Origin of the sequence: Cryptosporangium phraense, from assembly GCF_006912135.1 — a bacterium.
GTDB classification, from domain to species: Bacteria; Actinomycetota; Actinomycetes; order Mycobacteriales; family Cryptosporangiaceae; genus Cryptosporangium; species Cryptosporangium phraense.
On the sequence record NZ_VIRS01000053.1, the window covers coordinates 1 to 22,507 of the forward strand.

The window sequence follows — 22,507 nt, forward strand, 5'->3', positions numbered from 1 at the left end:
AACTCAAAGTAACGCCGCTGCCGTATCTTGGCAGCGGCGTTACTGCTGTATGGGGGCCTGTCGTGCTCTTTAGGCCCCGCAGGAGGGGTCGGCCGGCCACGCCCAGTACGTTGTGAACCGGAGGTGGAGAGTGGCCGACGCAGGCGGGAACGGACGCGGCGACGCACACGGAGACGACCGGCGGCAAGATCGCCAGGGCGCCCGGGACGGTGCGCAGCGCAGCGAACGCGGCACGCGCGGCCAGAACCCCCAGCGCGACGGCCACAGCTCACGAGGCGTCGCTTCCAGCGGGGGATACGGACCACGCGCCGACCGCCCTTCCCGAGGCGAAGGCCGTCCCTCGCGAGGCGGAGACCCCGCGCGGCGCGGCGCAGACCGAGCATCCCGGGGCCGGGACTTCGGCCCGAGCGGTGCAGGTGACTCCCGCGGAGGCAGCTCCCGCGGCGCAGGCGGCTTCCGCAGCGGCGCCGGCTCACCGGGCGGAGACAGGCAGCGCGGCGGGGACGGCCCACGCGCCGGTCGCCCGTACCGCGGCGGAGACGGCCCGCGCAGCGGTCGCCCGGCCGGCGACAGCGACAGCCGCCACCCGGGCGGCCCCCGCGACGACTCACGCAGCGGCGGCTCGTCGGCCGGCCGAGGTCGCCCCAATGGACCCCGCTCCGGAGACGGCGAGTCCCGCACCAGCTCGCCGGGCGGTGGCGCCCGTTCCCCACGTCCCCAAGGCGCGAGCTTCTCCCGAGGCCAACGTCCCCACGGCTTCAGCCGCCCCCGCTCCGAAGAAGGCTCCGGACGCCCTTACCGCGGCGACCGCCCGTCCGGTCCGAACCGCACCGGGGCCCCGTACCGTAACGACCGACCCACCAGCAGCAACCGCCCCGGCGGCGGAGACCGCCCCACCGACACGAACCGCGGCGGGAACTCGTATCGAGGCGACCGACCCGACTCCGGCCCCCGCAGCGACCGCACCTACGGTGGAAGCGGCAGCGACCGCCCGACCGACGCCAACCGCGGTGGAGGCTCCTTCCGCGGCGACCGCTCTCACGGCGACAGCTGTCCCCAGCGCACCGGCGCCCCGTACAGCGGAGGCCCTGGCCGCGCGGACCGGAGTGACCGGTCCTACCGCGGCGACCGCCCGGACCGCTCCGACAGCGGATATCGCAGCACCGGCCCCGGCACGAACCGGGGCGAGCGCCCGGATCGGCCGTTCCGTAGTGACCGCCCCGGAAGCGGCGACCGCCCAGGCAGCGCGGACCGCTCATACCGCGCCGCACGCGACGACTCAGGCCGGGGCGACCGCTCCTACCGCTCCGACAGCGGAGACCGAAACGTCCGCAGCGACCGCAGCAACGACCCCGGCCGCGGCGACTGGACCGGCCGAGGCGAGGGCCAAGGCCGCGCCGATCGCTCGGACAGCGGCGACCAGAACTTCCGCGGAGGCCGCAGCGACTGGGCCGGGCGCGGCGACGACACCGGCCGCAGCGACGGCTCAGGCCGCGAAGACCGCGCCGATCGCGGAGACCGAAACTTCCGCGGAGGCCGAAGCGACTGGGCCGGGCGCGCCGACGACACCGGCCGCGGCGGGCGCCCCGACCGAGCCGGATACAGCGACCGCCCTCAGCGCGGCGACCGCTCCGACGGCCCAGGCCGCGACGACCGATCCGGCGGCCCAGGCCGCGACGACCGATCCGGCGGCCCAGGCCGCGACGACCGATCCGGCGGCCCAGGCCGCGACGACCGATCCGGTGGCCCGGGCCGCGACGACCGATCCGGCGGCCCAGGCCGCGACGACCGGTTTGACGCCCCAGGTCGCGGCGACCGTTCGGGCGGCCCAGGCCGCAGCGACCGCGCCGGTGGTTCCGCGCGCAACGACCGTTCTGGCGGCCCGACACGCAGCGACCGTTTCGGTGGACCAGCCCGCGGCGACGGCCCCGGCCGCGGCGACGGCCTCGGCGCCGGCCGCGGCGACCGGCCGTTCCGGGGCGGGCAGGGCGACCGCGGCCCGCGGCACGGCGGCGGCGACCGGCGTCCCGGGCGTTCGGACGGACGCGGCAGCGATCGGTCGGGAGGCCCGCGGTCGACCCGGCCCGGAGCCGACGGTCCGATCGTGGTCGGTGCCACCGGGCGCACGCGTCCGGTCGGACCGGACATCCCCGCCGACATCGAGGTACGCGACCTCGACCGCGACGTCCGGGCCGAGCTCCGAGCGCTGCCCAAGGGCGCGGCAGACACCGTAGCGAGGCACCTCGTCGCGGCCGGCCGCTTCCTCGACTCCGACCCGGACCGGGCGCTCCAGCACGCCCAGGCCGCCCGCGCCCAGGCCGGACGGATCGCGTCCGTGCGCGAGGCCGTCGGGCTGGCCGCATACCACGCCGGCGAGTGGAAGCTCGCGATCGGCGAACTGCGCGCGTACCGACGCCTGACCGGCTCGGACGTCCACATGGCCGTGATCGCCGACTCCGAGCGCGCGCTCGGACGCCCGGAGAAGGCCATCGAGCTGGCCGCGAGCCCGGAGGCCGCGCAGCTCGACACGGAGACGCGGGTCGAGCTGCTGATCGTCGCGGCCGGTGCGCGTCAGGACGCCGGTGACCTCGACGGGGCGCTGGCGACCCTCGACGTGCCCGAGCTCCGCGGGAACCGGCCGTCGTCGTGGCTCGCCCGTCTGCGGTACGCGTACGCCGAGCTGCTGCTGGCCGCTGGTCGGCCGGACGAGGCTCGGGAGTGGTTCGTCCAGTCCGCTGACGCGGACACCGACGGCGACACCGACGCCGACGAACGAGTCCTGGACCTGGACGGCTTCCTCTTCACCGACGACCCAGACGACGACGCCCCCGACGCAGCTACCAACGACGACGCCGACGAGGCCCCAGAAGCCGCCGCCGCCGACCTCGACGACTACGCCGACGATGACCTCGATGAGGACGCCGACGACCTCGCCGACGACGATCTCGCAGACCACGCCGAAATCGCGGCCACCCCGCTGACCGAAACCCCCGCCCCCGCTGAGTCCGCCGCCGCCGAGTCCGCCGCCGCTCAGGCCGAGGCCGAGGCCGCTGACACCGCCGCCGCGAAACCGGCCCACGCCGCCGCCGCCGATGCGGCCACTGCTTCCGCGGCCGACGACCCAACGGTTGCTCCGGCTACCGGCGACGCTGCCACCCCGCTGGCCGGCGACATTGCGGCTACCTCCACGGCCGGCGCCACGGCTACCTCCACGGCCGACGCCGCGGATGCCGTCACGGCCGGTGCCCCGGATGCCTCCACGGCCGGGAACGACGCTGCCACCCCAAAGCCCGCGGAGACCCTCGCCGCGCAGCCGACCGGCAATGACGAGCCCCGCTCCACGGCGGCCCACGCCACCGACGACACCCCCCGCAGCAGCAACCTCCCCACCGCCAACCGCACCCCCGCCGCCGCGACCGACCCCGCCGCGACCGAGCCCGCCTCCGCCGCGGCGGCTGACTCCGCGGCCGGCCCGAGCGCGGGCGCCCCCGCCCTCGACGACAGCACTCCACAGGCCGCGACGACCGACCCCACCGCGCGAGACGACGACTGGGACGACGACGAGGACATCGCGGAACTCCCCACCGACGAACAACTCGCCGTAGACGAAGCAACCCCCGACGCCGTCTTCAGCGACCGCACCCCCCGCACCAACCCAGAACCCCCCACCACCCCGACCCCCCACTTCGCGGCCCCGACCTTCGCCGCCCCCGACTTCAGCGCCCCCGACCTCGGCGCCCCCGACTTCACCCCGCCAGACTTCTCCGCCGCCACACCCCAACCCCACGACAACCCCAGCGACGCACCCCACGACGCACCCCACGACGCACCCCGCGACGGTTCCGGCGAACACCCCAGCAATACCGACAACCCCTCACCCCCCAACGGGTAACCCCAGGTCAAAAGCAACAACCCCTTCCGGCGACCCCGACCCGGCCGCCAGCGGTCCCTACGACGCGCACTTCGGAGGCTGACCCATGACAGAGACGCCGGAACCCGGCACGCCGACCGGAGAGGCCTACGACTGGTTCCGCCGGGGCGAAGACCTCCTCCGCCAGGGCCACCCGGCCGCCGCGGCGCAGCTCCTCCAGCGCGCGCTGGCGGCCGAGCCCGGCTCCCGTCAGGCCCGCGAGACCCTCGCCCGGGCCTACTTCGACGCCCAGCAGTACGAGGAGGCCCGCGAGCTCTTCGCCGGCATCGTCGCCGACCACCCCTCCGACGACTACGCGCACTTCGGCCTGGGCCTGGCCGCCCTGCGCTCCGGCGACCCGAAGGCCGCCGTCGAGCACCTCTCGCTCGCGGTCGCGATGAAGCCGCACGACCACCACTACGCGACCGCCCTGCGCAACGCCCGCGCGCAGAACCTCGTCGACCCGGTCGGCGGTCCGGCCACGCCGGGCATCACCGACCTCGACGTCCCGCAGCGCTCCGACGAGCTCAACGCCCCGTCGGAGCTCGAGCAACTGCTGCGTGACTACGACCAGAAGCCCGGCGACGACGCGAACGGATCCCGGTGAGCACGAGCCCCCACTGGCTGCCGGGCAGCGACACTCCGCTGACCGCGCGGTACGACGCCGCCCTGTTCGACCTCGATGGCGTCCTCTACACGCAGGAGGAGCCGATCGAGCACGCGCCGGCCGGCGTCACCGCGGCGCGCGAGGCCGGTATGCGGATCGGGTTCGTCACCAACAACGCGTCGCGTCGCGCGCCCGTCGTCGTCGAACTGCTGGCGAAGGTCGGCATCGACGCGGCCGAGGACGAGGTCGTGACCGCGGCCCAGGCGTCCGCGGCCCTGCTCGCGGAGGAGCTCCCGGAGGGCAGCGCGGTGCTGATCGTCGGGGCCGAAGGCCTCGCCGGCGAGGTCGCGGACGTCGGACTCCGACCGGTCCGCTCGGCGGACGACGACCCCGCCGCCGTGGTGCAGGGCTACTCCCGCGAGGTCGGCTGGGAGCAGCTGGCCGAGGCTGCGGTCGCGCTGCGCCGCGGCGCGCGCTGGGTCGCGACCAACCGCGACGCGACGATCCCGTCCGCCCGCGGTCCGCTGCCGGGCAACGGGTCGCTGGTCGCGGCGCTGGTCACGGCGCTGCGCCGGGAGCCCGACGTCGTCGTCGGCAAGCCTCATCCGCGGCTGCACCAGGAGTCGGTCCGGCGCACCGGCGCGACGCGTCCGCTGGTGGTCGGCGACCGCCTCGACACCGACATGGCCGGCGCGGTCAACGGTGGCTCGGACAGCCTGCTCGTGCTCACCGGCGTCACCGAGCCCGCTGACCTGCTGCGGGCCGGCCCGGGGGAGCGGCCCACCTACGTCGCCGCCGACCTCCGCGGCCTGGCCGCTCTGCACCCCGCCGTCGTGCTGGGCGCCGACGGCGCCTCCTGCGGAGGCTGGACCGCGCGCGCGGACGGTTCCCGCCTGGTCCTCACCAACGCCGGTAACGACCATGTGGACGCTCTGCGAGCGCTGTCCGTCGCCGCCTGGACGCTCCCCGGAGCGGACGCAGCCGACTGGCCGGGCCCGGACGCGATCAGTGCCGAAGGCGAAAGCTCCGCGGCCGCATTGCGCGCGCTGGGCCTGTGAGCCGCCGGGCGTGAGTGCCCACGCCTCGGCGGCCGTGCCCTAGAGGAGCTTGCGGAGCTGGAAGAGGTCCTTCATGCCGGCGTTGACCTTGACCCGGCCGCCGGCCCAGGCCTTCGCGAAGTTGAGCTCGCCCCGGCTCAGCGCGACCAGGTCGTCGCTGCTCAGCGTCAGCGCGATCTGAGCCTTCGGGTCGTCGCCGTCGGCGATGTCCTGGATCTTGCCGCCGGTGATGCGGGCGTGGAAGCCGGTGCCGAGGTCGGTGATCCGGCAGGCCAGCGAACGGTCGAAATTCGGCGGCTCGCGGTCGCCGGTGTCGCCGGACGCGATCCGGTCGGCCACGTCCTGCAGAGCCTTACGGCACTCTTCCTGCGTCGCCATCGTCGTGGCCCGATCCTCTCGTCCGCCGGCTATCCCAGCGACGTTACCTCGGGCGTCACTGCGAGCGACGAGCGCGACCGGCCGGGGCGGCGGCGTGTCCGGCCGATGTGGTCGTTCGACGGGCCCTCGAAGTGGGAATCTGTGCTGTGTCAGCCGTCCGTCGGATGCGGCGGTGTGCTCATCGCTGGGACGGACGGGTAGCGTGGGGTGACTCGGCCGCGGGGCCAACGCGGCGCAGCGGAAGGTGTCTACCCAATGCAGGATGCTCTGAAGACGTACCTCGCCCTGGCGACGGGCCTCGCCGAGGTACCCAAGAAACAGGCCAAGGCCGCCGCCAAGAAGCTCGCCAAGAGCGGCGGCGCGACCGTCGAGCAGGTCCAGGCTCTCACCGAAGACCTCCTGGCGACCAGCCTCCAGAACCGCGAGTCGCTCACCAATCTCATCCGGGCCGAGATCGAGAAGTCGCTCAACCGGGTCGGCCTGGCCACCGCCGACGAGGTCGGCAAGCTCACCGCCCGGCTCAAGGAGCTCGAGGCCGAGCTGCGGCAGGCCCGATCCGGTGCGGCGCAGTCCGGTGCGGCGGCGCCCGCCGGTGGGCCGCAGGGTGACCCGCTGGCCGCCGCGGCCACCGGTAAGGCCGCGAAGAAGGTGCTGGCCAAGAAGGCGGCGAAGAAGGCCGCTCAGAAGGCGGCGCTGAAGAGTGCTCCGGCTCCGGTCGCGAAGAAGGCTCCGGCGCCCGCGCCGGTGAAGGCTCCTGCGTCGACGCCGCCGGTGCCGGCTCCGGCCGCGGCGACGACCGGCGGCGCGCAGGGTGACCCGCTCGCGAAGGCCGCGTCCCCGGCCAAGGCGGCCAAGGCCGCGCCCGCCAAGACCGCGCCGGCTCCGGCGAAGGCCACGAAGGCGACGCCGGCCAGCGCGACGACGACGGCCGCCAAGATCGCCGCCGCGACCGCCCCGGCCAAGGCCACCAAGACCACGCCCGCCAAGGCCGCCGAACCCACCCCGGCAAAGACCGCCCCGGCGAAGACGGCCGCCGCGAAGACGGCCCCGGCCAAGACCGCACCGACGAAGACCACCCCGGCCAAGTCCGCAGCCGGAGCCGCACCGGCCAAGACCACCCCCGCGCCGACCGCCCCCAAGAGCACCCCCGCGCCGACCGCCGCCAAGACGACGGCGGCCAACACGACGGCGGCCAAGTCCACCGCCACGAAGGCGACCCCGGCCAAGACCACGGCCGCGAAGACCACGCCCGCCAAGACGGCCCCGGCCAAGACCGCGGCCACCAAGGCGACCCCGGCCACGAAGGCGACCCCCGCCGCCAAGGCCGCCCCGGCCAAGGCCGCGGCCGACACCACTCCCGCCAAGACCACGGCGGCGAAGACCACGGCCGCGAAGTCCACCGCCGCCAAGGCCGCCCCGGCGAAGCCTGCCTTCACCGCCGCCCCGGCCCCGGCCGCCGACGCGAGCCCGGCCAAGTCCACCGCCGCGAAGGCCACCCCGGCCAAGTCCGCGACCCCGGCCAAGACCGCGACCCCGGCCAAGACCGCGGCCCCGGCCAAGACCGCGGCCCCGGCCAAGTCGACCCCGCCCGCGGTCACGCCCGCGGACATCCCGCCGGCCACCGAGACCAACGCCCAGACCGCCCCGGCGACCAAGGCCGCCAAGGCCACCGCCGCCAAGACGACCGCGGCGAAGGCCACCCCGGCCAAGACCACTCCGGCCAACAACACCCCGGTCAACAACACCCCGACCGACGGGCCCAACGCCTCATGACGTCCGAATCGGACGCCCCGCGGCCGGACGTCCCCACCCCGGGGAACGCCTTCCCGAAGCCGGGACCCCCACGGGTCCCGGCCCCCGGGACCGGCAGCGACGGCGCCGCACCCGACGGCGCCGCACCCGACGGCGAGGCCGAGGCCCAGGTAGCGGACGTCCTGACGCAGCTCGACGGCCTGGACGACCGTCCGGTCACCGAGCACGTGGCGGCCTACGAAGCCGTCCACCGCACGCTCCAGGACACGCTCTCCGCCGTCGACGGGAGCTGAGTGGCTCGTCGCACCCGCCTCGACGCGGAGCTCGTCCGCCGCGGCCTGGCCCGCTCCCGCGAGGACGCCGCCGAGCTGATCGCCGCCGGCGCGGTCAAGGTCGACGGTCGCCCGGCGACCAAGCCGGCCACCGCGGTCGACCCGGCCAGCGCGGTGACCGTCACGCTCGAAGACGGCCCGCGCTACGTCTCCCGCGGCGCGCACAAACTCCGGGGCGCGCTCGACGCGTTCGGTGTCGAGATCACAGACAAGCGCTGCCTCGACGCCGGCGCCTCCACCGGCGGCTTCACCGACGTGCTCCTGCGGGCCGGCGCGAAACAGGTGGTCGCGGTCGACGTCGGCTACGGGCAGCTGGCCTGGTCGCTGCAGACCGACGACCGGGTCACGGTGATCGATCGCACGAACGTCCGCTCGCTTGAACCGGAGACCATCGGCGGGCCGTGCCAAGTCACGGTGGCTGACCTGAGTTTCATCTCGCTGGGCCTGGTGCTCCCGGCACTCGCCGCGTGCACCGAACCCGACGGCGACCTGGTCCCGATGGTCAAGCCCCAGTTCGAAGTCGGCAAGGACCGGCTGGGCGCCGGGGGAGTGGTCCGGGACAAGAGTTTGCGCGTCGAGGCGGTTCTCGGCGTCGCCGAACAGGCTGCGACGATGGGCCTCGGCGTCGCCGGGGTGGTGGCCAGCCCACTGCCCGGGCCGTCGGGCAACGTCGAGTTCTTCCTCTGGCTGCGCCGGGACGCCCCACCGGTAGACCCCGCCGCGGTCCGCGCCGCGGTCGACGAAGCACCCGCCACAGCCAGGGAGAACCAGCCGAGATGAACCGGCAGGCATTGATCGTCACGCACGCCGGCCGAGCGCTCAACGTCGTCCACGCGCGCAGAGTGGCGAGCCAGCTCGCGGAGGCCGGGTTCGGTCTGCGGGTGCTCACGGACGAGGCGCCCGACCTGAACATCGACGCCCAGGTCGTCCGGCCGGACGAGAAGGCCGCGGTGGGCGCGGAGATCGTGCTCGCGCTGGGCGGCGACGGCACGTTGCTCCGCGCGGCCGCACTCGCCCGGCCCGCGGGCGTCCCCCTGTTGGGCGTCAACCTGGGGCGGGTGGGGTTCCTGGCCGAGACGGAGGCCGAGCACCTCGAGGAGACCGTCCGACGGGTGATCGACGAGGACTACGTCGTGGACGAGCGCATGACGCTCGACCTCACCGTCGGCCGTCCGGACGGAACCACCGCACACGGGTGGGCGCTCAACGAGGCCTCTGTGGAAAAAGCCATGCGCGAGCGGATGCTCGAAGTGATGGTCTCGATCGACGGACGTCCGCTGTCCCGCTGGGGGTGCGACGGGGTGGTCTGTGCGACGCCGACCGGCTCGACCGCGTACGCGTTCTCGGCCGGCGGCCCGGTCGTCTGGCCCGACGTGGAGGCGATGCTGGTCGTGCCGATCAGCGCTCACGCGCTGTTCGCGCGCCCGCTGGTCACGGCTCCGACCTCGACGATCATGATCGAGGTGTTGGCCGACGGGGTGCCCGCGGTCGTGTCCTGCGACGGGCAGCGGGTGGTCGCGATGCCGCCGGGCAGCCGGGCGGTGATCCGCCGCGGTACCGACCCGGTGCGGGTGGTCCGGATGAGCCCGCGCCCGTTCACCGACCGCCTGGTCGCGAAGTTCGGCCTCCCGGTGCAGGGCTGGCGCGGCGACGCGGAAGCAGCCCGCAACGAGCGAGCTGTCGGTGGGGCTGGGTAGCCTCAGCGGCGTGCTGGAGGAAATCCGAATCACCGGACTGGGCGTCATCGAAGACGCGACGCTGGAGCTCGTTGACGGATTCACCGTCGTCACCGGGGAGACCGGGGCCGGCAAGACGATGGTCGTGGCCGGTCTCGGCCTGCTCTTCGGTGGGCGGGCCGACGCCGGGCGGGTCCGCCGGGGTACCGGCCGCGCGCTGGTCGAGGGCCGGCTGCGGTTCGAGTCCGACGACCCGGCCCAGAAGCTCGTCCTCGATCGGGTGGCCGAGGCCGGTGCCGCGCCCGACGACGACGGCACGCTGCTGCTCGCCCGCAGCGTCGCGGCCGAGGGGCGGTCGCGGGCGCACGTCGGCGGCCGCACGGTGCCGGTCGGGCTGCTGGGCGAGCTGGCCGAGCAGATGCTGGCCGTGCACGGGCAGTCCGATCAGCTGCGGCTGCTCTCGGCGGCCGAGCAGCGCGGCGCGCTCGACCGGTACGCCGGCGAGGAGGTCACCGCGCTGCGGGCCCGCACGGCCGAGCAGTACCAGGCCTGGCGCGCGGTCGTCGCCGAGCTGGAAGACCGGGTGAAACGCGCCCGCGAGCGCACCCAGGAGGCCGACGCGCTGCGCTTCGGCCTCACCGAGATCGAGGCCGTCAACCCGCTGCCGGGGGAGGACGAGGAGCTCAAGGCCGAGTCCCAGCGGCTCGAGCACGCCGAGGAGCTGCGGATCGCCGCGTACACCGCGCACCAGGCGCTGGCCGGTGACCCGACGGCCGACCTGGAGTCGGCCGACGTCTCGGCCCTGCTCGGCGTCGTGCGCCGGTCGCTGTCCGGTGTGGCCGGTCACGACGCGGTGCTGGCCGAGGCGGCGCGCCGCGCCGACGAACTGGCCGCACTCTGCGGCGAGCTCGGCACCGAATTGGCTTCCTACACCGAGAATCTGGACGCCGACCCGGCGCGGCTGGCGGCCGTGCACGAGCGCCGCGCCCAGCTGGCCGGGCTCACCCGCAAGTACGCCGACACGATCGACGGCGTGCTGGCCTGGGCGCAGGAGGCGGCGGCGAAGCTCGACGACCTCGACACGTCGGAAGAGGCGCTCGACGCGCTGCGGGTGCGGCGGGACGAGCTGGCGCTCGAGCTGGCCGGCACCGCGGCGGCGCTGTCGGGGGCTCGGTCGGCGGCTGCTTCGCGGTTCGGCGAGCAGGTCACGGCCGAGCTCACCGGGCTGGCGATGCCGCACGCGCGGGTGGTCGCGGCCGTGTCGCAGCGCGAGGTCGCGCCGGACGCGTCCGCCCCGGCCGTGGTGATCGACGGCCGTCGGCTGGCCGTCACCACCGAGGGCGTCGACGAGGTCGAGCTGCGGCTGGCCTCGCACCCGGGCGCGCCGGAATTGGCGTTGCACCGGGGGGCGTCCGGTGGTGAGCTCTCCCGCGTGATGCTCGCGATCGAGGTCGTGTTCGCCGGGGCCGGTGGCCCGCCGACGATGGTGTTCGACGAGGTCGACGCCGGCGTCGGCGGCCGGGCGGCGGTGGAGATCGGGAAACGACTGGCCCGCCTGGCGCGTACCCACCAGGTGCTGGTCGTCACCCACCTGCCGCAGGTCGCCGCGTTCGCCGACCACCACGTCGTCGTCGTGAAGGATTCGGACGGGTCGGTGACCACGAGCGGGCTGCGGTCGCTGCCCGAGGGTGAGCGTCCGCGGGAGCTGGCCCGCATGCTGGCCGGTCTCGACGACAGCGACCTGGGCATCGCACACGCCGAGGAGCTGCTCGCGGTGGCGCGCGCCGAAAAAGAGACCGCCGCATGACGATCGAGGTCGTGCAGCTGACCCCGGACGACGAGCGGTTCATCCAGGCCGGCGCGCACCTGCTGCGGACGGCGTTCGGTGGCCCGCCTCCGGGCAGCGGCGAGGAGCGGGGCGCGCGCTACCGGCGGGCGGTCGAGCGCGATGTGGTGTTCGCGGCCGTCGAGGGGCGCGAGCTGCTGGGCGTCACGACGATCCGGCCGTACCGGCAGTGGTTCGCCGGGCGCGATCTGGCGATGGGTGGCATCTCGTCGGTCGCCGTCGCCGCGCACGCGCGCCGCCGAGGCGTCGCCCGGAAGTTGCTGGGCACCGCCACCGAGCGGATGCACACCGACGGGCAGCCGGTGAGCACGCTCTACCCGTCGATCCCGCCGGCGTACCGGGCGTTCGGCTGGGAGGTCGCGGGCGTGTTCGCGACCATCGACCTGCCGGTGGCGGTACTGGCGTCGGCCGGGGCGTCCGGTCCGGCCGGAGCCGGGCCGGCGGAGACCGTCGCGCTCCGGGCGCTCGCCCGCGACGAGCCGGCCGAGGCCGACCTGGCCGCGGTCCAGGCGCTCTACACCGCGGCCGCGCGCTCGGCGGTGGGCCCGCTGACCCGAACCGGCCCGTTGTTCGACCCGAAGGAGCTGGCGACGCTGGACGGCGTCGTGATCGCGTCGGTCGACGGCGTCGACGCCGGGTATGTGACGTGGTCGCGCCAGGGGCACTGGGACGAGGCGGCCCGGCTCGACGTGTTCGACCTGATCGCCGACCGGCCCGACGTGCGCGACGCGCTGCTGACCGCGGCCGGGTCGTGGCGGACGTCGATCCGCAGTGCGCGGATCCGGCTGGCCGACCCGGCGCTGGCCGGGCTGGGCCTGCCGCGCGGTGGCCGGTCGGAGTACGAGCCGTGGATGCTGCGCCTGATCGACGTGGAGTCCGCGGTGGCTGGGCGGGGGTTCGGGCCGGTGGGGGCTGAGGTGGACCTGGAGATCTCCGACCCGCAGGCGCCGTGGAACGAGGGTCGGTGGCAGTTGTCGGTTGTTGATGGGCGCGGGACGTTGACTCGGGGCGGTGGGGGCGGGGTGCGGATCGGGTCGCGGGGGCTGGCGGCGGTTTTTACGGGTTATGTGGGGGCGGCGGGGTTGCGGAGTGCGGGGTTGGTCGAGGGGGATGAGGGGGGCTTGGAGCGGTTGGCGGCGGTGTTTGCGGGGCCGGTGCCGTGGATGCTGGACGAGTTCTGAGGGGTTAGCGGGCCGGCCGGGGCCGGCCGGGCCGGGGCCGGGAGGGCCTGGGCTGGGCTGGGCGGGCCTGGGCTGGGCTGGGCGGGCCTGGGCTGGGCGGGCCTGGGCTGGGCGGGCCGGGAGGCCGGGGCAGTGGGGCCGGGAGGCCGGGGCCGGGCGAGGCAGTGGGGCCGGGCCGGGTGGCTGGGGCAGGGGTCGGTGGGGGGTCGCGGTCAGCGGGGTTGGGCGGCCGGGCTCGATGCGCGGGCGCGCCGGGGTGCCGCGTCGGGTGTAGGTGGGTGATTGAGGTCGGCAGGCGGCTGCCGGGGTTGTGCCGCCTTGAGGTCGGCGGTGGCTGGGGCCGGTGGGCCGGGTGGCTGGGGCCGGGGCTGGGGTCGGTGGGCCGTCGCGGTCAGCGGGGTTGGGCGGCCGGGCTCGATGTGCGGGCGCGCCGGGGTGCCGCGCCGGCCGTAGGTGGGTGGTTGAGGTCGGTGGGCGGCTGCCGGTTGTGCCGGGTTGAGGTCGGCGGGCGGCTGCCGGTTGTGCCGGGGTTGAGGTTGGTGGCGGCTGCCGGTGGTGGGTGGTCGGGGCGGCTGGGGTTGTGCGTGATTCAGGTCGGTGGCGGCTGCTGGTTGTGCCTGGCTGAGGTCGGAGGGTGGCCGGCGGCCAAGTCGCTCGCAGGCCAAGGTCGATCGCCAGCAAGTTTCTGTTGGGGTGCGCTGAGCAGCCACCTGGCGCCGCTCCCCACCCGGCGGCCGACCGCGACCGCAATAACAAGCCCAAACGGGCGGGGTAAGCACGCCCGCCTGCGGTCTGCGCGCCGATTGGCGAGAAATCGGGGTCAACCGGCGGGCGGAAGCACCGATATCTCGTCGATCTGTGCTCGGGTCGCCGGTGGGACGGCCTCGACCGTCGACCGGTGGAGGTAAGTGGACACCGCGCGGCAGGCGGATGGCCGTCGCGCTCGCGGCGGTAGGGCACCGATGGGATCCCACCGCAGGCGGGGACCTCGCCAGCGCGGTCCCGCGGCAGGATCCCTGAACGACGCCACGAACCGTTGAAGGCCGCACCCGCCACATCCGCTCGCAGCAAACGCGGGCGCAAGCGGCGCGCCGGGCGCAACACACTGATTCACGGGCCTTTGTGGTGGTTTGAGAACTCAGGCGCGTCGCTGCCGAACCGAGTGGCGGGCGATGAGAGGATGCAGGGGATGCGCCTCCCGACTCTCCGACGCCCCCGCTCCGCCGACGGTGACACCGCGACGGCGGGACCGGCGCGCCTCGACCGCCGAACGAAGCGACTGACCCAGCGCCTCAAGCCGGGCGACGTCGCGATCATCGATCACGTCGACATCGACCGGGTCGCCGGCGACGCACTGGTCGCCTCCGGCGTCTCCGCGGTGATCAACGCGAGCCCGAGCATCTCCGGGCGCTACCCGAACCTGGGCCCCGAGGTGATCGTCGCGGCCGGTATCCCGCTGCTCGATTCCGTCGGGCAAGAGATCTTCGACCGGCTGCGCGAAGGGCAGCGCGTCCGGATCGAAGGGAAGTCGGTCTTCCTCGGGGACGAGGAGGTCGCGACCGGCCAGCGGCAGGACACCGAGAGCATCGCGGCCGCGATGGCGGAAGCCAAAGCGGGTCTGTCGGTGCAGCTCGAGGCGTTCGCCGCGAACACGATGGAGTACATGAAGCGGGAGCGGGACCTCCTGCTCGACGGCGTCGGGGTACCCGAGATCAAGACGCCGATCGACGGTCGGCACTGCCTGATCGTCGTGCGGGGTTACGACTACCGGGAGGACCTCGAGGTCCTCGGGTCTTACATCCGGGAGTTCCGTCCGGTTCTGATCGGCGTCGACGGTGGTGCGGACGCGCTGGTGGAGGCGGGTTACACCCCCGACCTGATCGTCGGCGACATGGACTCGGTCTCCGACGACGTGCTGCGCTGCGGCGCCGAGGTCGTGGTGCACGCCTACCCCGACGGACGCGCGCCCGGGCTGGCCCGGGTCGATCGGCTCGGTGTTCGCGCAGTGGTGTTCCCGGCCGCCGCGACCAGCGAAGACATCGCGATGCTGCTGGCCGACGAGCGGGGGGCCACGCTGATCGTCGCGGTCGGCACGCACGCTACGCTGGTCGAGTTCCTCGACAAAGGACGCGCCGGGATGGCGTCCACGTTCCTGACCCGGCTGCGGGTCGGCGGCAAGCTGGTCGACGCCAAGGGCGTGAGCCGGCTGTACCGCCAGCGGGTGTCGTCGATGTCGCTGTTCGTGCTCATCGCTTCGGCGCTGTGCGCGATGGCGGCGGCGCTGGCGATCTCCACCATCGGACGCACCTGGATGCAACTGCTCGCGGAGCAGTGGGACAACCTGGTCTTCCAGCTGCAGAGGCTGTTTTCGTGATCAACTTCCGGTACCACGTGGTCTCGTTGACCGCGGTGTTCCTCGCGCTCGCGGTCGGCCTGGTGCTCGGCACCGCCGCGCTCAACGGCACCGTGCAGAACCAGATCAACGAGCAGGTCAGCGGCCTGCGCAACAGCAACGGGCAGCTACGCGACCAGGTCGAGGAACTCCAGACCCGGGCCGCGTCGCAGGACCAGTTCGTGCAGCAGATCGCGCCCGGCCTGCTGGCCGGCCGGCTCACCGCCCGGTCGGTGCTGCTGGTCAGCGGCCCGACGGCGGACAGCGACGACACCACCCAGGTCGTCAAGATGATCAAGCTCGCCGGGGGGACCGTCACCGGTCAGGTGCGGCTCAAGAAGGACTTCACCGATCCCAACAAAGAGGACGCCCTGCAGGACCTGGCCGCCCGCATCACGCCGGCCGGGGTGACGAACCTGCCGAACAACGGCGTCGGCGTGGAGACCGCGTCGGCGCTGCTGGCGACCGTCCTGCTGGCCACCAAGGCGCAGATCACCGACCTCAACCGGACGCAGATCCTGGCCGGGTACGAGGGCCTGGGGGTCCTCGACCTCGACGGCGAGGTCAGCAAGACGCTGCCGACCGCGGTCGTGGTCGTCTCCGGGGCCCCGGAGACCGGCACCGACGCGGCCGACCGCAACAAGGCGTTCCTCAACGTGGTCAAGCAGTTCGACGCGGTCGCGGCCCAGATGGTGCTGGCCGCGCCGACCGCGGCCGGGGCGGGCAACCCGGTGGCCTCGGTGAGGGACGACGGTACTCTGGCCAAGACCATCTCGACCGTGGATGGGGTGTCGCTCGCGGAAGGCCAGGTCGCCGCCGCGATGGCGCTGGCCGAGCAGTTCACCGGCCGCGCCGGGCACTACGGCACGGGCAGCGGCGCGAGCGCACGGATCCCCACGCTCCGCAGCTGAGTCCCCGCTGATAGGAGGGAACGTGCCCCCCGCACGTCGTATCGGTGCCGCGGTGCTGGCTGCGGTCGCCACCGGGGCCGCGCAGCGCGCGGTGTCGCGGTCGTTCCCGGCCGCGCTCGCCCGCACCAACCACCGCGGTGAGTCGGTGACGCTCGCCGAGGGCCCGGCCGTGGCGCTGGGAGCCACCGTGGCGGCCGTGACCGGCAGCGCGCTGGCCGGCGCACCCCGGACGGCGGTCGCGGCGGCCGTGGCTGGTCTGGGGGCGGCCGCGGTCGGTGCCTACGACGACGTCGTCGGTGCGCGTCCGGAGCAGAAGCGCGACAAAGGGTTCGCCGGGCACCTCCGGGCGTTGCAGGAGGGGCGGGTGAGCGCGGGCGCGGTGAAGGTCGCCGGCGTCGGCCTGAGCGCGGTGGCGGCGGGCCTGGCGCTCGCGGCCGGGCCGCGGCCCGGCGGTCGGTCGTTGGCGGTCGACGCCGCGCTGTCGGCGACCGTCATCGCCGGGGCGGCGAACGTCGTGAACCTGTTCGACCTGCGGCCGGGCCGGGCGCTGAAGGTCGGTCTGCTGGTGGCCGGCCCGCTCGCCGCTGGCCGCGACGGATCGGCGGCGATCGCCTCCGCCGTCACCGGTGCGGCCGCGGCCGCCCTTCCCGACGATCTCGGTGAACGCAGCATGCTCGGGGACGCCGGGGCGAACGCGCTCGGGGCCCTGCTCGGGGTGGGGCTGGCGGCGCGTCTGGGACGGCCGGGGCGGGCCCTGGTCGCGGCCGGGCTGATCGGGCTGATGGCCGCGAGCGAGCGGGTCAGCTTCACCGCGGTGATCGCGCGTACGCCGGCGCTGAACGCTCTCGATATGCTGGGCCGCCGGCCTGCTCACACACTTGCCGCCGAAGCGCCAGCCGCTGGGTCACCAGCGGCCGAGGTCACGGCGGCACCGAACGCAGCAGAGCCGATCGCAGCGGAGCCGAACGCGGGGGAGCCGGGGCCGGGCGCCGGAGGGCGGTGACCGTGCCGGAGACCGCGGCGGCGCCCGCCGCCCGGACCCGGACGCTGTTCGGTGCCGCGGGCGTGATCGCCGGGCTCACGGTGCTGGCCCGGATCATCGGCTTCGGGCGGATCGTCGTCTTCACCGGCGCGGTCGGCTACCACGGCGTCGGCGACATCTACCAGGTCGTCAACACGATCCCGAACATCGTCTTCGAGATCGTCGCCGGGGGCGCGCTGGCCGCGGTCGTGGTGCCGCTGCTGGCCGGGGCGGTCGACCGGAGCGACCGGCCGACCGTCGACCAGGTGACGTCCGCGCTGCTCACCTGGGTGCTCGTCCTGCTCGTGCCGCTGTCGATCGTGATCACGCTGGCCGCCGGTCCGATCGTGAGCGGGCTGCTGGGGCCGGACGCCACCGCGGCCGACGGCGCGTTCGGGCGGCTGCTGCTGCGGGTGTTCGCGCCCCAGCTGGTGCTCTACGGGGTCGGCGTGGTGCTCACCGGCGTCCTGCAGGCCCACCGGCGGTTCGCCGGACCGGCGCTGGCCCCGCTGCTGTCCAGCGTCACGGTGATCGCCTCGTACGTGGTGTACGGGCGGCTCGAACCGGGCGCCGACACCGCGGCCCAGGTCAGCGGCGCAAGCCAGCTCGTGCTCGCGGTCGGCACCACGCTGGGCGTCGTCGTGCTGTCGCTGAGCCTGCTGGTGCCGCTGCGCGGCACCGGCGTCCGGATCCGTCCGACGCTGCGGTTTCCGACGGGCGCGGTCGAGCGGGTCCGCAGCCTGGTCGGCAGCGGCGTCGCGGTGGTGGCCGGTCAGCAACTGGCGACGCTGGTCGCGCTGCTGCTCGCGAACCGCTGGTCGGCGCCGGACGGCTCGGTCGTCGTCTACACGATGGCCCAGACCGTCTATTTACTGCCGTGGGCGGTGCTCGCGGTGCCGCTGGCCACGTCGGCCTATCCGCGGCTGGCGGCCGCGTGGGACCGGGGCGATTTCCCGGCCTACCGGGCCACGCTGCGGACGACGACCACCGGTGTGCTGGTGCTGTGCGCGCTGGCCGTGGCCGCGCTGATCGCCGGGGCCGAGCCGGTGGCCGCGCTGGTCACCACGGCCGGGAACGGGGACGCGTCGCGGCCGGCGGTCGCGGCCGGGATCGCGTGGTTCGCGCCCGGGCTGGTGGGTTTCGGGCTGTTCGCGGTGCTGTCCCGGGCGCTCTACGCGGCCGGGAAGGCCGGGGTCGCCGCGGTGGCCGTGCTGGGCGGCTGGGCGGTCGCCGCGGTGGCCGACGTCGTGCTGGTGGCCGTGCTCCCGGCCGCCGACCGGGTGGCGGCGCTGGCCGCCGGCAACACGATCGGGATGAGCGCGCTCGGCGTCGCGCTGCTGGTGCTGGTCGCCCGTCAGGCCGGGCTGGGCGCGCTGTCCGGTCTCGGTCGTCTCGCGGTCGCGCTGGTGCCGGCCACCGTCGTCGCGGCGGCGGTCGGCGTCGCGGTGTACGCGGTGCTGCCGGGGCACGGGCTGCCCGCGGTCGTCGGGTCGGGCGTCGTGACCGCGGTGGTGGTGAGTGTGGTGTTCGCGGCGCTTTTCCTGCCCGTCGCCCGGATCGCCGGCGTCGACACCGCGGGAGTGCTGCCCCGGCGCCGTCATCCACAACCGTCGGGCTCCGAGCGACAGCGTTCGGGGCGACAGGGCATGCTGGACCGGACCACTGAGCGAACCGGCGATGAAGGAGAGATGACGTGAGCGGCGGACGGCCACGGGTAGCGCTGGTACTCGCATCCAGCACCGGCGGCGTCGGGCGGCACGTCCGATCGCTCGCCGAGCACCTCGTGCAGTCCGGCCATCGCGTCGACGTGCACGGTCCGGCCGCCACCGAGGAGCTGTTCGGCTTTCGCGCGGCCGGGGCGGGCTTCGCGCCGGTGGAGATCCCGGCCCGTCCGCACCCGGTCCGCGATGCGGCCGCGCTGGCTGCGCTGCGTCGTCGTCTGCGGGCCGAGCGGCCCGACGTCGTGCACGCCCACGGCCTCCGGGCCGGCCTGGTGGCGGCCGCGGCCGGGCGTCGTCCGCTGGTGACGACCTGGCACAACCTGCTGATGGGCGAGAACGCCCGCAACCCGCTGCTGCGCGGGCTCGAGCGGGTCGTCGCCCGGTCGGCCGACATCACGCTCACCGCGTCCGACGACCTCGTCGCGCGGGTGCTGCGGCTCGGCGGGCGCGACGTCCGTCCGTCGCCGGTCGCCGCGCCGTCGCTCCCGGTCCCGGTCCGCTCGGCCGCGGAGATCCGCGCCGAGCTCGGCGAGGGCGACGTCCCGCTGATCCTCGCGGTCGGCCGCCTGCACCCCCAGAAGCGTTTCGACGTACTGGTCGACGCGTCCGTGCGCTGGTCGGCCGCCGTCGTGCTGATCGCCGGAACCGGCCCGGAGGAGTCGGCGCTCCGGCGTCAGGCGGCCGCGCTCGGCGCCCCGGTCCGCTTCCTCGGTCATCGTTCGGACGTCGCCGAGCTGCTCGCCGCCTGCGACGTGGCGGTGATGACCAGCGACTGGGAGGCCCGGCAGCTCTTCGCGCAGGAGGCGTTGCGGGCCGGGCGTCCGCTCGTGGCCACGGCGGTCGGAGGTGTGCCCGGCCTGGTCGGCGACGGCGCCCGGCTGGTGCCGCCCGGCAACCCGGACGCGGTCGCGGCGGCCGTGAGCGCGCTGCTGGCCGACCCGTCCGCGGCGCGTGAGCTGGCCGAACGCGGCGCGAAGGTCGCGGCCGGGTGGCCCGACGAGGCCACGGTCGCCGCGTCCGTCGCCGCGGTCTACGACGAGCTGGTCGGCGCCGAACCGGTCACCGGGCTGCCCGTATGAGTGGGAAGTCGGGGATAGGGGTGCCGGGGGAGCGGCCCATCTCGCTGCTGCTCCGGGTCGCCGCCGTGTGCGCGGTCGTGGTGATCGCCGCGATCACCGGCATCACCGCGGTGCCCGGGCTGCCCCAGGCGGCTCCCCGGGCGGTCATCGCCGCGACCGCTCACGTCGTGATCGTCGGGGTTCCCGGCCTGCGCTGGGACGACGTCGACGCCGCCCGCACGCCGAACCTCGACCGGCTGCTCGCCGAGGGCAGCGCGGGCTCGCTCTCGGTGCGCACCGCCGGGCCGCTGACCTGCCCGGCCGACGGCTGGGTCTCGCTCGGGGCGGGCAACCGCGCCCGCGGCCCGCGCCACGGCGAGAGCTGCCCGGCCGAGTTCCCGCTGGACGCGCCGGTCACGACCCGCGACACCGGCGCCCGGCTCCCGCAGCAGGACGCGGTCATCGCCCGCAACAGCGAGCTCTCCCAGGGCGCCCGGCCCGGTGCGCTCGCCGACGGCGTCCGGTGCGTGACCGCGGTCGGCCGGGGCGCGGCCGTCGCCGCCGCCCACCCCAGCGGTCGCATCGACCGGTACGCGGCCGCGCTGCCCGCGAACCCCGCCGACCTGCTCACCCGCTGCCCGGTGACGGTGGCCGAGGCCCCGACGATCGCCGCCGACGACGACCGCACCGTCGAGGCCGCGGCCGTCGATGCCTACGTCGCCCGGGTCGACGCGGCCCGGCCGCCCGGCTCGGTGCTGCTCGTCGTCGGGGTCGCGGACACGTCCGCGGTGCCCCGGCTGCACGTCGCGCTGGCGGTCGGCCCCGGTTTCCGGCCCGGCGCCGAACTGTCCTCGCCGACCACCAGCAAGGCCCCGTTCGTCCAGCTGATGGACGTCGCCCCGACCGCGATCGCCGCGCTCGGGCTGCCCGCGGTGCCGTCGATGTCCGGCGTCGCCGTGCTCAGCGACGGCGCCCAGGCGGCCGACACCACCGGGGAGGTCTCCCGGCTGGTCGACCGCGACCGGGCGGCCGGCGCCCAGCGCCCGCTGGTCCAGCCGTTCTTCACGATCATGGTCGTCGCGGTGATCCTGCTGCTGCTCGTGTCCTGGCGGGTGGTGTTCGCCCGCTGGCAGACCGCGGTGGCCGCCGCCGGGACGATCCGTCCGGCGTCGACCCGGTTCCGCTGGCCGCGGGCGATCGAGACCGTCGAAGTGCTGGCGGTGGCGCTGGCCACGGTGCCGGTGGCGGCGTTCGCGGCGAACGTCTTCGCCTGGTGGCGCTCGGACCATCCGCTGCTGACCGTGATCGCGCTGATCGCGGCCGGGGTCGCCGGGTTGACCGGCCTGGCCTACGGCGGCCCGTGGCGCGGACGTCCGACCGGCCCGATCGGCTGCGTCGCGATCGGCACCGCGCTGGTGCTCGGGGCCGACGTCCTCACCGGCTCGAATCTGCAGCTCAACGCGTTGCCGGGCTACTCACCGCTGGTCGCCGGTCGGTTCACCGGGTTCGGCAATCTCGCGTTCGGCGTCTACGCGGCCGGCGTGCTGCTCGGCGTCGGGTGTCTGGCCCAGGCGGTGCCGGGCTGGCGCCGGCCGACGCTGTTCACGTTCGCGGGGGCGGCGGCCGTGGTGGTCGTCGGAGCGCCGGGGTGGGGCGCCGACGTCGGCGGCATCCTCGCGCTGACGCCGGCCGTGCTGCTGGCCGCGGTGCGGCTCTCCGGGCGCCGGGTGTCCGGCGGGGTCGTGGCCGGTGCGGCGGTGGCGGCGCTGGCCGTCGTGACCGCGTTCGCCGCGGTCGACTACGCCCGGCCCGAGGAGAGCCGTTCGCACCTGGGGCGGTTCGTCGCCCAGCTGTTCGACGGGTCGGCCGGCACCGTGATCCAGCGCAAGGCCGAGGCCAACGTGACGCTGCTGCTGACCAGCCAGCTTACGATCCTGGTGGTCGCGGTCGCCGTGTTCGTGTTGTTCGTGCTGCTGGTGCCCACCGCGCGGCTGCGCCGGGTGCTGGGGTTGTACCCAGCGGTGCGGTCGGGGCTGGTCGGGTTGCTGGTGGCGGCGGTGCTCGGGTTCGCGTTGAACGACTCCGGAGTCGCGGTGCCGGCGTTCTCGGCGATGGTCGCGGTGCCGCTGGCGATCGCTCTGACGATCCGGGTCGCGGTGGCCGGGCAGCGCACGGTGCGCCGGGAGCCATCGCGGCTCGCCGCCGATCGCGCGTTTCCGTTCGACCCCGACCACACCGACCCACCCGAACCGGAGCCCGAACGAGCCCCTGAGTCGGTGAGTGCGGCCGGTGCTTCGGCGGGGGCGTCCCGGGCGGGGACTGCGTCCGGCGCTTCGGAGGCGGGAGCCGCCTCCGGCGGGGTGGGGACCGCCTCCGGCGGGGCGGGCGCGGACGGCGGGGCGGGGACTGCGTCGGGCGGGGCGGCGGCGGGAGCCGCGTCGGGCGGGGTGGGGGCAGGTGCCACGGAAGGCGGGGAGGGCATGGAGTCCGAGGACGAGCCGGTGCGTGACGAGGCCGCGGAGCGGACGCTGTCGGCGGCCGGGTCCGGGCGGGCGGTCGCTCCGGCGCCCCGGCGGGACGCGGCCCCGGTCGGACGGGTGGTCCGATGAGACCGTCGTGGCGCGCGCCCCTCGGGTCGGCCCCCTTTCGGCTCGCCGCTCGGTG

Annotated in this window: 17 protein-coding genes; 15 read left to right on the forward strand and 2 right to left on the reverse strand. The window is 75.2% G+C overall.

From position 1 onward, the window contains the following. Window positions 1-1,486: 1,486 nt before the first annotated feature. Complete coding sequence (locus tag FL583_RS37630; RefSeq protein ID WP_142709699.1) at window positions 1,487-2,008, reverse strand: hypothetical protein; 522 nt, start codon at window positions 2,006-2,008, stop codon at window positions 1,487-1,489. A gap of 96 nt (window positions 2,009-2,104) precedes the next feature. Between FL583_RS37630 and FL583_RS37635 the strand changes: the two genes are divergently transcribed. From FL583_RS37635 to FL583_RS37645, 3 genes are all read left to right on the forward strand, one after another. Continuing rightward, a complete protein-coding gene (locus FL583_RS37635) occupies window positions 2,105-3,892 on the forward strand; it encodes a hypothetical protein (protein ID WP_142709700.1) in 1,788 nt (595 codons plus the stop codon). Window positions 3,893-3,977: 85 nt separating this feature from the next. Next, complete coding sequence (locus tag FL583_RS37640; RefSeq protein ID WP_142709701.1) at window positions 3,978-4,517, forward strand: tetratricopeptide repeat protein; 540 nt, start codon at window positions 3,978-3,980, stop codon at window positions 4,515-4,517. Then, window positions 4,514-5,575: an HAD-IIA family hydrolase gene (locus FL583_RS37645; RefSeq protein WP_142709702.1), complete on the forward strand. Its 1,062-nt coding sequence runs from the start codon at window positions 4,514-4,516 to the stop codon at window positions 5,573-5,575. Before FL583_RS37640 ends, FL583_RS37645 begins: the two co-directional genes overlap by 4 nt. 39 nt (window positions 5,576-5,614) lie before the next feature. Here the strand turns inward: FL583_RS37645 and FL583_RS37650 are convergent, their stop codons facing one another. After that, complete coding sequence (locus FL583_RS37650; protein WP_142709703.1) at window positions 5,615-5,953, reverse strand: SCP2 sterol-binding domain-containing protein; 339 nt, start codon at window positions 5,951-5,953, stop codon at window positions 5,615-5,617. 255 nt (window positions 5,954-6,208) lie between these two features. Between FL583_RS37650 and FL583_RS37655 the strand changes: the two genes are divergently transcribed. The 12 genes from FL583_RS37655 to FL583_RS37705 all read left to right on the forward strand — a co-directional run bounded on the left by FL583_RS37655 (window position 6,209) and on the right by FL583_RS37705 (window position 22,452). After that, window positions 6,209-7,726 carry a phasin family protein gene (locus FL583_RS37655; RefSeq protein WP_142709704.1) on the forward strand — a complete coding sequence of 506 codons (1,518 nt, stop codon included), beginning with the start codon at window positions 6,209-6,211 and terminating at the stop codon, window positions 7,724-7,726. After that, window positions 7,723-7,998: a hypothetical protein gene (locus FL583_RS42200; protein WP_170324080.1), complete on the forward strand. Its 276-nt coding sequence runs from the start codon at window positions 7,723-7,725 to the stop codon at window positions 7,996-7,998. The genes FL583_RS37655 and FL583_RS42200 overlap by 4 nt, the downstream gene beginning before the upstream one ends. Beyond that, window positions 7,999-8,817 (forward strand): TlyA family RNA methyltransferase, encoded by an 819-nt coding sequence (locus FL583_RS37660; RefSeq protein ID WP_142709705.1) that lies wholly within the window; start codon window positions 7,999-8,001, stop codon window positions 8,815-8,817. Beyond that, window positions 8,814-9,734, forward strand: a complete 921-nt coding sequence (locus tag FL583_RS37665) for an NAD kinase (protein ID WP_142709706.1) — start codon at window positions 8,814-8,816, stop codon at window positions 9,732-9,734. Before FL583_RS37660 ends, FL583_RS37665 begins: the two co-directional genes overlap by 4 nt. A 10-nt stretch (window positions 9,735-9,744) precedes the next feature. Further along, on the forward strand, window positions 9,745-11,520 hold the full coding sequence (gene recN, locus FL583_RS37670; protein WP_142709707.1) for a DNA repair protein RecN: 1,776 nt from the start codon (window positions 9,745-9,747) through the stop codon (window positions 11,518-11,520). Next, window positions 11,517-12,740, forward strand: a complete 1,224-nt coding sequence (locus FL583_RS37675; protein WP_142709708.1) for a GNAT family N-acetyltransferase — start codon at window positions 11,517-11,519, stop codon at window positions 12,738-12,740. Before recN ends, FL583_RS37675 begins: the two co-directional genes overlap by 4 nt. Before the next feature lie 1,189 nt (window positions 12,741-13,929). After that, the gene (steA, locus tag FL583_RS37680; RefSeq protein ID WP_142709709.1) at window positions 13,930-15,114 is read left to right on the forward strand and encodes a putative cytokinetic ring protein SteA; all 1,185 of its coding nucleotides are present in this window, start codon (window positions 13,930-13,932) and stop codon (window positions 15,112-15,114) included. Continuing rightward, window positions 15,111-16,043 (forward strand): copper transporter, encoded by a 933-nt coding sequence (locus FL583_RS37685; RefSeq protein WP_170324081.1) that lies wholly within the window; start codon window positions 15,111-15,113, stop codon window positions 16,041-16,043. Before steA ends, FL583_RS37685 begins: the two co-directional genes overlap by 4 nt. 22 nt (window positions 16,044-16,065) lie before the next feature. Beyond that, window positions 16,066-17,046, forward strand: coding sequence for a hypothetical protein (locus FL583_RS37690; RefSeq protein WP_205752808.1), 981 nt, complete (start codon window positions 16,066-16,068; stop codon window positions 17,044-17,046). Then, a complete protein-coding gene (gene murJ, locus FL583_RS37695; protein WP_205752809.1) occupies window positions 17,043-18,761 on the forward strand; it encodes a murein biosynthesis integral membrane protein MurJ in 1,719 nt (572 codons plus the stop codon). The genes FL583_RS37690 and murJ overlap by 4 nt, the downstream gene beginning before the upstream one ends. Then, window positions 18,758-19,864, forward strand: a complete 1,107-nt coding sequence (locus FL583_RS37700) for a glycosyltransferase family 4 protein (protein ID WP_142709711.1) — start codon at window positions 18,758-18,760, stop codon at window positions 19,862-19,864. The genes murJ and FL583_RS37700 overlap by 4 nt, the downstream gene beginning before the upstream one ends. Next, window positions 19,861-22,452 (forward strand): alkaline phosphatase family protein, encoded by a 2,592-nt coding sequence (locus FL583_RS37705; RefSeq protein WP_142709712.1) that lies wholly within the window; start codon window positions 19,861-19,863, stop codon window positions 22,450-22,452. Before FL583_RS37700 ends, FL583_RS37705 begins: the two co-directional genes overlap by 4 nt. Window positions 22,453-22,507 lie beyond the last annotated feature (55 nt).